This is a genomic window from Sulfitobacter sp. (assembly GCF_036961165.1).
Classification (GTDB): domain Bacteria; phylum Pseudomonadota; class Alphaproteobacteria; order Rhodobacterales; family Rhodobacteraceae; genus Sulfitobacter.
Genome location: NZ_JBALVJ010000091.1, coordinates 1 through 11,233, shown reverse-complemented (window position 1 = coordinate 11,233; position 11,233 = coordinate 1). Strand labels below are relative to the sequence as shown.

Here is an 11,233-nt window from a genome sequence, read left to right as displayed (position 1 = left end):
GTTCGGGTTGGATACATCTTAGCACGCTGTCCAATTTTGCCGGACCACTTCAGTCGGTCCTTTCGCTTGGATTCCTCCAATCGAAAGGCATGAAAAAGCGGCCCCGACGCTATGTCAGGGCCGCTCCACCAAATCTCCTAGCATGGGACTTGGTATATCGGATCAATGTTGAACGTCTCTTGCCCCACCGAACAGGGCATTAACACTTAGTCGTTGCCACCGGTTGAGGCGTTGCCTGCAGCTGCGGCGCCGCGCTCCGCTTCAATCTTGCGCCACTCCGCGACATTGCGGTTGTGCTCGTCCAAACTGACAGCAAACGCGTGGCCGCCAGTACCGTCAGCAACAAAGAAGATAAACGGCGTCTCGTCCGGCTGCGCGGCCGCCATCAGGCTGGCACGTCCGGGGTTCGCAATCGGTGTCGGCGGCAAACCAGATATCACATATGTGTTGTAAGGCGTTTCGCCACGCAGCTCACTGCGGCGCAGGCCACGGCCCAACACACCTTCACCACGGGTTATACCGTAAATAACTGTGGGATCAGTCTGCAAGCGCATGCCTTGGTTAAGACGGTTCACAAATACGCTCGCTACCTGACGGCGTTCTTCGGCCACACCGGTTTCCTTCTCGACGATCGAAGCAAGGATCAACAGCTCTTCGGGGCTGTCTATAGGCAGATCTTCCGCCCGGGCTTCCCATGCGGCTGCAAGCAGAGTCTCCTGTGCAGACTGCATCCGCGCAATCAAGGCCGCACGGTCGTCACCCTTGCGCACTTCGTAGCTGTCAGGTGCAAGAGCCCCCTCGCTTGGCGTTTCCGGGACTGTGCCTTCAAGAATATCCATGCTGGACAGCGCATTTACGATCTGCCAGCTTGTCACGCCTTCGGCCACCGCAATACGGAAGCGTATGTCAGCTTGGTCGCGCGTCTCTGTATATTCCGCAGGCACTTCGTCCGTGCCGGGCGTGAATTGAGCAAGCTCGACAAACCGATTGGTCGCAGGATCAAGCTCACGCACCTGCACGCTGACGCGATTCACGCCAACGCGGTATACGATCTCGGTGCCACACGTGCTGGCACCACCGCGGGTGATCACATCCACGATTTCTTGCATGGTCGCTTCGGGCTCTATCAGAAAGCTCCCGGCCTTCAACTGGCCGGTCTTCTCCTCATAGTCGGCACCGATACGGAAGATCGCAGCCGAGCTTACCGCACCCTGATCAGCGAGGTTCTTGCTTACCCGCCGCATGTTGGAGCCGCTTTCAACCTGCACGCAAACGGCCTGCGTCAACGGACCGGGTGAGTCATACTGGGCTTTGCCCCAAATGATCACACCACCGGTCAAGAATAACGCAACCATCAAAAACGTGATGGCATTGGCCGCTACATGGCGCCACATCTACTCAACCTTTCCGAACAATACGCTCGCATTGGTGCCGCCGAAGCCGAACGAGTTGCTCAGCGCGACCTTAATTTCCCGTTTCACAGGCGCGTTGGCTGCCAGATCAATCTTCGTCTCAACCGCAAGGTTATCCAAGTTGATCGTTGGCGGCGCAATCTGGTCACGGATCGCAAGGATCGAGAAGATCGCCTCAATCGCGCCCGCAGCCCCCAACAGGTGGCCTGTCGCAGACTTGGTCGAGGACATTGTGACCTTGCTAGCATGCTCGCCCAACATACGCTCTACAGCACCCAGTTCAATGGTGTCCGCCATCGTCGACGTACCATGTGCATTGATATAATCGATGTCCTTCGGCTCTTTGCCCGCGTGGCGCAGCGCTGCGCGCATCGAGCGTTCGCCGCCCTCACCGTCCTCTGACGGCGCTGTGATGTGATACGCATCGCCCGACAGGCCATAGCCGATCACTTCGGCATAAATCTTCGCACCGCGTGCTTTAGCGTGCTCATACTCTTCCAGCACGACAATGCCCGCACCCTCACCCATGACAAAACCATCACGGTCAACGTCATAAGGTCGGCTTGCCTTTTTGGGGTCATCGCCACGCTTCGTGCTCAGCGCTTTACACGCGTTGAAGCCAGCAATGCCAATCTCGCAAATGGCGGCTTCTGCACCGCCTGCAATCATCACGTCCGCGTCACCGTACTGGATCAAACGGCTCGCATCGCCAATGGCATGCGCACCGGTAGAACAGGCAGTCACGACCGAATGGTTTGGCCCTTTATAGCCATACCTGATGGATACCTGACCGGAGATCAGGTTGATCAAAGCACCGGGCACAAAGAAGGGGCTGACCCGCCTAGGGCCTTTCTCCGCCATCATCACGGCTGTGTTCGCAATCGAATTCAACCCACCGATACCAGAGCCGATCAGAACGCCGGTGCGCTCAAGGCTTTCACGGTCATCGGGTGTCCAACCGGCATCTTCAATCGCTTGCTGTGCAGCGGCCATACCGAAAAGGATAAAAGTATCAACCTTTCGCTGGTCTTTGGGCGCCATGTAGGTGTCCGCATTGAACGTCCCATTGCTGCCATCGCCCAAAGGCACTTCACATGCGTATTGAGTGATCAACTTGCTCGGGTCAAAGCCCGTAATTGGTCCCGCACCGGACTGACAGTCCAGAATGCGTTTCCAGCTTTCTTCGACTCCGTCTGCCAACGGTGTCACCAAACCCAAACCCGTAACGACCACTCTGCGCATATATTCTGCCCCTTGGTGCTAAATTATCATTCGGGCTATAGCCCGAGGGGAGGCCTGTGTTCAAGAGCGCAGGCGCCTCCGATGGGCGGTCGACTGCCACGCGACCCGGATGGAACTATCGAACTTGCAATGGGTTGACCTCCCAAGCAGGGGAGAACACGCATGATAGAGTTTTTCAATATCCTATGGCGCGCGACGTTGGTGGTGGCTGTGATCGTCGCGCTGACACGGCTTCATGGCCTGCGCAGCTTTTCAAAGATGTCGGGCTTTGATTTCGCCATCACGGTATCTATCGGTTCTGTTCTGACCAGTGCGGTAACCACCCTGAAAACCGACGCGTACATCTATGTCATGGCGCTCGTTTCACTTTTCATTATCCAGTTAACGATTTCCCAGCTCCGCGTGAGGTCCAGCCGCCTCCATAGCATGAACGACAATACACCGTTGCTGCTGATGGAAGACGGCAAAATGAAGCCTGAGAACATGCGCGCGGTCGGCCTAACCGCTGACGACCTGCATGCCAAGCTGCGTGAGGCCAACGCCTACAACCTTGATCTCGTCCATGCTGTCGTCATGGAGGCCACTGGCGATGTCAGCGTGCTTCACGGCCCAAAGGACGGCCTAAAAATATCACAGGAGGTGATGCAAGACGTCCGCCGCTGAAGTTATGCACTCCGTTCAGGTTGGCGGGCCTTTGCGCGTCATCAAGGTGACGGTTTCTCCGTCAACCTCAGCATCGCGCAGCGGCGTATAGCCAAGGGTCTCCGCAACCCGCATTGAGGCTGCATTGTCAGGCGTGATCATACAAACTGAGCGCAACGCTACAACGCGGTCGAACCAATCGTGGGCTGCCCCTGCCGCATCTCGGCCCAGTCCATTCCCTTGATACTGGGGCGCAAGCAACCACCCAGCTTCAGGATAGGGATCAAAGTCATCTCCCAAACCACGCGAGCCGTAGAAAAAGCCCGCCTGCCCCGCCATATCGCCAGAGCCGTGGATCTGGATAGCCCATTGGCCGAATCCTGTGATTTGCCAATGCCCAGCATTGCGCAGAAAAGCATCCCAACTGCGCGCACGCGGCCAAGGCTTGCCGCCGATATGCGTCACCACATCGGGCATCGCCCAAATTTCAGCAAATCGTTTAAAATCCTCGGTCCGCATTCCACGCAATGTCAAAGAAGGTGTATTGATGGTCGGAATAGTGCGGGACATGCGCTGCGTTTCTTTCACTCAGTAGGTAAGGGACTCAGACCAGCAGGAGTGCCGCAGCCCATTCAGCGGAACAAGACCTAATCCGGTGCAGAATCAAAAACGGCGCCGATCCGCAAATCAAAGCGCCGTTTGAGTATTTTTTCGCCGAGCGTACCCGGAAAAGCCTGATTAGGAGGCTTCTTTGATGAACTTAACCGCGTCACCGAAAGTCTGGATGTTTTCGGCTGCATCATCAGGAATTTCGATGCCGAATTCTTCTTCGAAGGCCATGACCAGCTCGACGGTGTCGAGGCTGTCTGCGCCAAGATCGTCAATAAACGAAGCGTTTTCTGTTACTTTGTCTTCTTCAACACCAAGGTGCTCAACAACGATCTTCTTAACGCGGTCTGCGACGTCGCTCATACTATAGTCCTCACTCATCGGGCCATTGGCCCCTTTTTGGGTTTCTGCCCGCTCCCGTTCGTGGGAGGTCAGAAGGTGCCCCTGACAGGGGCGGCTCGTTCTCCTTGCTTGCACAAGGCGCGGGTCACATCAAGCGCCCGTCTATGTCAACTGTGCTTCCTTTAGCATATGAAGCGGAGTTCGCAAACGCTTTCGAGAAAGCTCCTACAACATGGCCATGCCACCGTTCACATGCAAGGTAGCACCTGTAACATACGCCGCCTCACTGCTAGCAAGATAAACAACAGCGCTCGCAATTTCGTCCGGAGTGCCCATACGCCCTGCCGGAATTTGCCCCATGATTCCAGATTTCTGATCATCGGTCAGCTTGTCTGTCATCGCGGTGGCAATAAATCCTGGCGCGACTGCGTTCACAGTGATTCCACGGCTCGCCACTTCATAGGCCAAACTTTTGGACATCCCGATCAGCCCGGCCTTCGAGGCGGCGTAGTTCGCCTGTCCGGGGTTACCCGTGGCGCCCACGATGGAAGAGATGTTCACAATCCGGCCCCAGCGCGCCTTCATCATGCCCCGCATGACTCCTTTGCACAGCTTGAACGTTGCCGTAAGGTTCACATCCAGCACTGACTGCCATTCGTCATCCGACATCCGCATAAACAGATTGTCACGCGTGATTCCGGCGTTGTTAACCAAAATATCAACAGATCCCATGGCTTCTGCCGCCTGCTTTGGCAGCGCCTCGACAGCCTCCATATCGCTCAGGTTACAGGGCAGCACATGGGCGCGCTCGCCCAGCTCGGCGGCCAGCGCCTCCAGTGGTTCGGTGCGCGTGCCGCTTAGGCCCACGGTTGCGCCCTGCGCATGCAGGGTACGCGCAATGTCTGCGCCAATACCGCCCGAAGCGCCGGTGATCAGTGCATTTTTCCCAGTCAGATCAAACATCTACTCTTCCCTTTATAAACTATCGCGGCACCGCGCAGCGTTTGCGCACAGTGCCCGCTGTTGCTTCAAACACCTTAGGCTTCCAGCGCCGCTTTCACGTCTGCGGCCACGCCCACGTTGCGCAGTACTGCATCCTTGTGAATGCGCCGGATCATGCCCGACAGAGCTTTACCCGCGCCGATTTCCCAGAACTCAGTCACGCCTTGTTCGACCATCCACTCAACGGACGAACGCCAGCGCACGCGACCAGTGACCTGATCGACCAACAGCCGCGCGATCGGATCAGCCGTGATCACACTACTGGCAAGCACATTGGCCACCAGCGGCACGGATGGCGCGTTGATAGTGACCTCTGACAGCGCGCGCGCCATCTCGTCTGCTGCGGGCTGCATCAGCGCACAATGGAACGGAGCAGACACCGGCAGCGGCAGCGCCCGCTTGGCACCCGCCGCCTTGGCAAGATCAATCGCGCGCTCAACAGCAGCTTTGCTGCCTGAAATCACGTTCTGCGTGGGGTCGTTCTCATTCGCCAACTGGCAAACATCGTCGCCAGCGGCCTCAGCGGCCACCTTCTCCACTTCCTCAGAGCTAAGCCCCAGAATTGCGGCCATCGCGCCCTGCCCTACAGGCACAGCCGCCTGCATCGCCCGTCCCCGAATACGCAGCAACCGCGCGGTATCGCCCAACGTGAACACACCAGCAGCGCAAAGCGCCGAATATTCGCCCAGACTGTGCCCCGCCACAAAAGACGCGCGCGAGATGCCGATCCCTTCCGCCTCAAGCGCACGCATAGCGGCCATGGATGTCGCCATCAGCGCAGGCTGTGCGTTTTCGGTCAGCGTCAGCGTCTCGATATCACCGTCCCAAATCAGCGCACTCAGCTTTTCACCCAAGGCATCGTCGACCTCGTCAAAAACCGCTTTTGCTGCGGGATAGGCCTGCGCCAGATCCTGCCCCATACCGATGGTTTGCGCGCCCTGACCGGGAAATACGAATGCTGTGCTCATCAAAAGCCCCTTGAATATGTGGCATTGGGTTTAGCGAAGCACGCCTACTCTCACAAGAGCGCACAGAGGCTCTGCGTAAACTCCCATTGCTCTACCCGTCAGGTGCAATAAGTTGGCCCAAACACTGTCATACCGGAGTATTCCATGGGTCGTTCGAACACTACCACCACCTACGGCAGCGTAACGCGCAGCTTTCATTGGCTGACCGCCCTGCTGATCCTCACCCTGATCCCCGTTGCCATGATCGCCGAAGATCTCCCCTATGACACGTCTGAACAGCTTGCCACCAAGGCTTGGATGTTCTCATTGCATAAGACGTTGGGTGTCACCGTGTTCTTTGTCGCTTTGCTGCGGATCCTCTGGGCGCTTGGCCAAACCAAGCCTTCGCCACTGCATCCCGACCACAAGGTAGAGACATTCATGGCCGAAACCGCGCATTGGTTGCTGTATGGCTCGCTCGTGCTAGCGCCCCTGTCGGGCTGGATACACCACGCCGCCACGTCAGGCTTTGCGCCGATCTGGTGGCCGCTGGGTCAAAGCCTCCCGCTGGTGCCGAAGTCTGAAGCTGTCGCTGCCTTTGTTGGCGGGCTGCACTGGGTATTCGGCAAGGTCATGATCGTATCGATCCTGCTGCACATCGCAGGCGCACTGAAACACCAGTTTGTCGACAAGGACGCGACCCTGCGCCGGATGATCAACGGCGCGCCCGATCTTGCGCCCCTGTTCGCTATACACCACAGCAAAACACCTTTGCTGGCAGCATTGGTCATCTGGGCCGCCGCTTTGGGCGTCGGCGCAGGGATCGGTGTGTTTGCGAAACCCGAAGGCGCTGTCGAAACCGCCTCACTGGAAGAAGTAGCCTCCGAATGGACCGTGCAAGAGGGCACACTTGGTATCGCGGTAACGCAATTCGGCTCAACTGTTGAGGGCAGCTTTGCCGACTGGACCGCGAATATTGCCTTTGATCCTGAAGTCATGGTCGGCCCATCAGGCACAGTCGATGTGACCATCGCCATCGGTTCGCTCACGCTGGGTTCCGTCACGGATCAAGCCATGGGGCCGGATTTCTTCAACGCTCAGGACTTCCCGACAGCCCGTTTCAAAGCTGACCTGACCTCCGGCGTTGACGGATTTTTTATCGCCGAAGGCACCCTGACTATCAAAGAGCAGAGCATCCCAGTCAGCATGCCTTTCCGCCTCTCCACAACAGGTAACGAAGCAACCGTACAGGCAAAGTTGAACCTCGACCGCCGCGACTTTGGTATCGGGGACAACATGTCCGACGAAAGCTCACTCGGCTTTGGTGTCGATGTCGCCATCCAATTGACAGCCACACGCGACTGAGGCTGCGCGCCGACCGGACACAAAAAAGGCCGCTGGGAGTATCCTTCCAGCGGCCTTTCCAATTTCTGAAAGAGAAAGCTTATTCGGCTTTCATAGCTTCCAGAGAGATCATGACGTTGACGTCATCGCCTACGAACGGTGCAAATTTGTCCACACCAAAGTCAGAGCGCTTGAGCGTCGTTGTCGCGTTGAAACCGGCCCAAGGCTTGTTGGCCATCGGGTGATCACCCATCTGGTTCAGCTTGGCATCCAGAACAACAGACTTGGTCACTTCGTTCATCGTCAGATCACCGGTGATCAGCGCTGTGTCGTCGCCTGTCACTTCGATCGCCGTGGATGTGAAGGTGATCATATCTTCGTCAGTCGCGCCGAAGAAGTCGTCGGACATAAAGTGATCGTAGCGCGCTTCCCAGCCTGTGAGCATGGATTTTGCGGGCATGGAAACGCTCACGGATGATGCGGCAGGGTCTTCCTGATCAAACATGATCTCGCCGTCAAAGCCGGAGAACATGCCGGTCGTGGTTGAATAACCGAGGTGGTTATAGGTGAACACAATCTGGCTGTGGCTGGAATCGAGAACGTATTTATCGGCTGCCAGTGCCATTGAGGCGGTAGCAGAAAAAAGGGTAGCTAGAACGAGGGATTTCATCAGAAGCACTCCATTATGTTAGACTACAATATTAAGTGGTGTGTTCTGCCCTTTTCTCAATACCATAAGGTTCAACACCTACTGCGCGCATTTGAACAGTTGCGCAGCATTTACCCTGCATCAGCGCACATAGGCAGATTAGGAAATCTTGCCTGCCACACGCAGTTTGTGCAGCAAAGTTGCATGCGCAGTCGCGTTGCTGAGCGAAATCTCGGCAAGAAGCCGCCCGCCTTTTGCACAGAAAGTAAACGACCGGCCTTTCAGTTCGACATCTTCAAGCTCGGCAAAGCTGCACCGCTCAATGATCCGTTGACTTGCAGGTGCGCTTTCACGGATCAGGCATAGTTCACCGCCGACCACGTCAATCTCGACGCTGGGCGGCGGGGGCGGCAAGGCAGCCTGCCAGCAGGCTATAGATACCAGAACGGACAGTGATGAGACCAACAGCTTAAACAGCATCATGTTGTTGCCTGTACCCGCCGATGGTGTCACCCAGATCAGCAGTGCCACAAACAAGGAGGCACAGGCGCCGATCCGCATCACCAACCGCAAGACCAACCGACCACCGCCCAGGCTACGTACCGCGCCATTCATCGGGGCACTTTCAGAGAAATGGTCTGCGACGGCAGTCATGGCGGCATCCTTGAATGGGTTAAGCGTTCTTGGACCTGAAAAAAGACCAGACGGCGGCACGCAGCTGGCACATTGGGGGCAATTGCGTAAAAACAGACGCGCGCACCCTGCCCTACGCCATCCTCGCTTGCGCAGCGCGCTAAAGGGTGTATATGGGCACTTCCTTTGCAAGACGATTTAACCGCGCAGACTCTCGTGGTGGGGCCGCATAGGATCATTGCCCTGCCTATGAAATGCGCCTTGAAATAAGTGGAGCACACATGCCGCTATATGAGCATGTAATGATCGCACGCCAAGACTTGTCCAACACACAAGCCGAAGGCCTGATCGAACATTTCGGTACCGTTCTGTCCGACAACGGCGGAACACTCGTGGATAGCGAGTATTGGGGCGTCAAAACGATGGCCTATAAAATCAACAAGAACCGCAAGGGCCACTATGCCTTCCTGCGCTCCGATGCACCGGCAACAGCCGTGCAGGAGATGGAACGCCTGATGCGCCTGCATGACGATGTCATGCGCGTTCTGACCATCAAAATGGATGAGCACAAAGAGCTGCCTTCCGTTCAGATGCAAAAACGTGACGAGCGCCCCGAGCGCCGTGAACGTCGCTGATTTTAGGTTGTTGAAAGGACTCTAAACCATGGCCGCAAAACCATTTTTCCGCCGCCGCAAAGTCTGCCCATTCTCTGGCGACAACGCACCGGCAATCGACTACAAAGACACACGTCTGCTTCAGCGCTACATCTCTGAGCGTGGCAAGATCGTGCCATCCCGCATCACCGCAGTCTCCGCGAAAAAGCAGCGTGAATTGGCCCGTGCCATCAAACGCGCACGCTTCCTCGCCCTGCTGCCCTACGCAGTGAAGTAAGGAGTACACATCATGCAAGTTATCCTTCTCCAGCGTGTCGCGAAACTGGGCCAGATGGGCGACGTCGTAGACGTTAAACCAGGCTACGCTCGCAACTACCTGCTGCCACAGCAAAAGGCGCTTTCCGCGTCCAAAGCAAACATCGAAGCTTTCGAGGGCCAAAAAGCCCAGCTTGAGGCACAAAACCTCGAGACCAAGAAAGAAGCCGATGCGATGGCTGAACGTCTAAACGGTCAGCAGTTCATCGTGATTCGCTCCGCTTCCGATGCAGGCGCGCTTTACGGTTCCGTCACCACCCGTGACGCGTCCGATGCAGCAGCCGCTAAAGGCTTCACAGTTGACCGCAAACAGGTCGTCTTGCTCGCACCCATCAAATATCTGGGTATCCACGAGGTAAAGGTTGTCCTTCACCCCGAGGTCGAAGCGACAATCGAGCTGAACGTAGCCCGTTCCGTCGAAGAAGCTGAACTGCAAGCTGCCGGCAAATCCATCCAGGAACTGGCCGCAGAAGAAGAAGCTGCAGCCGAGTTCGAGATTTCCGAACTGTTTGACGATCTTGGCTCCGCCGCGTCCGATGACGACGATCACGAAGCACCTGCTGCTTCCGGCGATCAGGAAGACACAGCTGGCAACTAAGCCTCACGTGTTTCAAAGAATAGAAAACGCCGCGCTTTTAGCGCGGCGTTTTTTTATGGCGGGAATGGCCACTGTTCCGTTATTCGCTCAAAGCATTAAATAGCTACAGTTACTATTATAGCAGCGTTCCAACAGCATCAGGTCTGCAATGTTGCACTCGCTGTGCTCTCACTGGACGGGAATGTCAAAGTCCCATCATGTAGCCAGTACCTGACCGCTGTCTCCAAAGCGGGGCAATTTCAAATCGTCGCCCCGCTTTGTACGGTTCATTCAGATCTTGGCATTGCTACAACCGCAATCATTTCCACCCGCATACCGGCGCGGGCCAAAGCGACGCCACCGGTTGCGCGCGCTGGCGGGGCGTCACGGTCGACCCACTCATCCCAAACGGCATTCATGCCCTGAAAATAAGCCATATCGGCAAGCCAGACTTGAATAGACGCAATGTCGGCCTTGTCTGGCGGTCTCAACTGATCGACGCAACACATGCATTGAAACGCTCTGCGGGAGTTTCATACCCCAGCGTCATTCGAGGTCGTTCGTTGAGCTGTCTTGCAACGGCGCTCAACTTTGCTTGACTGTGTATCGACAAATCTGTGCCTTTTGGAAAGTACTGTCGTAGAAGCCGGTTGGTGTTTTCGTTTGAACCGCGTTGCCATGGCGAATGGGGCTCGCACAAATAGACGTCAATATCGGTCACCAAGGTGAAGGTCTTATGCCCAGCCATCTCCGACCCACGGTCCCAAGTCAGGGAGCGATACAGCTCTTTGGGCAGCTTGCGAGACTGCTTGATCAATGCCTGGATGACGCTGTGGCTGTCCTTGTTGCCAACCTTCGCCAGCATCACGTAACGCGTGTTCCGCTCGACCAATGTTGCGATAAAA

Annotated in this window: 15 protein-coding genes; 5 read left to right on the top strand and 10 right to left on the bottom strand. The window is 56.4% G+C overall.

The features are described 5' to 3' along the window. Positions 1–206: 206 nt before the first annotated feature. Positions 207–1,394, bottom strand: coding sequence for an endolytic transglycosylase MltG (gene mltG, locus V7730_RS20195; RefSeq protein ID WP_335749372.1), 1,188 nt, complete (start codon positions 1,392–1,394; stop codon positions 207–209). Then, positions 1,395–2,654 carry a beta-ketoacyl-ACP synthase II gene (gene fabF, locus V7730_RS20190; RefSeq protein WP_335749371.1) on the bottom strand — a complete coding sequence of 420 codons (1,260 nt, stop codon included), beginning with the start codon at positions 2,652–2,654 and terminating at the stop codon, positions 1,395–1,397. A 162-nt stretch (positions 2,655–2,816) separates the two neighbouring features. Here fabF and V7730_RS20185 point away from each other — a divergent pair, with 162 nt between their 5' ends. Continuing rightward, the gene (locus V7730_RS20185; RefSeq protein WP_335749370.1) at positions 2,817–3,317 is read left to right on the top strand and encodes a DUF421 domain-containing protein; all 501 of its coding nucleotides are present in this window, start codon (positions 2,817–2,819) and stop codon (positions 3,315–3,317) included. A gap of 15 nt (positions 3,318–3,332) precedes the next feature. Here the strand turns inward: V7730_RS20185 and V7730_RS20180 are convergent, their stop codons facing one another. From V7730_RS20180 to fabD, 4 genes are all read right to left on the bottom strand, one after another. Continuing rightward, positions 3,333–3,866, bottom strand: coding sequence for a GNAT family N-acetyltransferase (locus tag V7730_RS20180; protein ID WP_335749369.1), 534 nt, complete (start codon positions 3,864–3,866; stop codon positions 3,333–3,335). A 168-nt stretch (positions 3,867–4,034) separates the two neighbouring features. Beyond that, positions 4,035–4,268 carry an acyl carrier protein gene (locus V7730_RS20175; protein WP_025048350.1) on the bottom strand — a complete coding sequence of 78 codons (234 nt, stop codon included), beginning with the start codon at positions 4,266–4,268 and terminating at the stop codon, positions 4,035–4,037. A 204-nt stretch (positions 4,269–4,472) separates the two neighbouring features. Beyond that, positions 4,473–5,210 (bottom strand): 3-oxoacyl-ACP reductase FabG, encoded by a 738-nt coding sequence (gene fabG, locus V7730_RS20170; protein ID WP_335749368.1) that lies wholly within the window; start codon positions 5,208–5,210, stop codon positions 4,473–4,475. A gap of 74 nt (positions 5,211–5,284) precedes the next feature. Next, entirely contained in the window at positions 5,285–6,217 is a 933-nt protein-coding gene (gene fabD, locus V7730_RS20165; RefSeq protein WP_335749367.1) for an ACP S-malonyltransferase, read from the bottom strand. 144 nt (positions 6,218–6,361) lie between these two features. On the opposite strand from fabD, the gene V7730_RS20160 reads away from it, so the two are divergent. Beyond that, a complete protein-coding gene (locus V7730_RS20160; protein ID WP_335749366.1) occupies positions 6,362–7,561 on the top strand; it encodes a cytochrome b/b6 domain-containing protein in 1,200 nt (399 codons plus the stop codon). A gap of 79 nt (positions 7,562–7,640) precedes the next feature. On the opposite strand, the gene V7730_RS20155 is transcribed toward V7730_RS20160, so the two are convergent. Together V7730_RS20155 and V7730_RS20150 are read right to left on the bottom strand one after the other, a co-directional pair. Continuing rightward, positions 7,641–8,210, bottom strand: a complete 570-nt coding sequence (locus V7730_RS20155; protein ID WP_335749365.1) for a YceI family protein — start codon at positions 8,208–8,210, stop codon at positions 7,641–7,643. A 138-nt stretch (positions 8,211–8,348) separates the two neighbouring features. Then, entirely contained in the window at positions 8,349–8,843 is a 495-nt protein-coding gene (locus V7730_RS20150; protein ID WP_335749364.1) for a hypothetical protein, read from the bottom strand. Between the two features lie 260 nt (positions 8,844–9,103). On the opposite strand from V7730_RS20150, the gene rpsF reads away from it, so the two are divergent. From rpsF to rplI, 3 genes are read left to right on the top strand one after another with little or no spacing between them, the layout of a single operon-like run. Then, on the top strand, positions 9,104–9,457 hold the full coding sequence (gene rpsF / locus V7730_RS20145; protein ID WP_259995478.1) for a 30S ribosomal protein S6: 354 nt from the start codon (positions 9,104–9,106) through the stop codon (positions 9,455–9,457). Between the two features lie 28 nt (positions 9,458–9,485). Then, entirely contained in the window at positions 9,486–9,713 is a 228-nt protein-coding gene (rpsR, locus tag V7730_RS20140) for a 30S ribosomal protein S18 (protein ID WP_005852865.1), read from the top strand. Positions 9,714–9,725: 12 nt separating this feature from the next. Beyond that, entirely contained in the window at positions 9,726–10,349 is a 624-nt protein-coding gene (gene rplI, locus V7730_RS20135) for a 50S ribosomal protein L9 (RefSeq protein ID WP_335749363.1), read from the top strand. 266 nt (positions 10,350–10,615) lie between these two features. Here the strand turns inward: rplI and V7730_RS20130 are convergent, their stop codons facing one another. Beyond that, positions 10,616–10,837, bottom strand: coding sequence for a Rid family hydrolase (locus V7730_RS20130; RefSeq protein ID WP_443070257.1), 222 nt, complete (start codon positions 10,835–10,837; stop codon positions 10,616–10,618). Next, on the bottom strand, positions 10,816–11,233 hold a 418-nt coding region (locus V7730_RS20125; protein ID WP_335749362.1), incomplete at its 5' end, for an IS30 family transposase. The genes V7730_RS20125 and V7730_RS20130, both read right to left, overlap by 22 nt.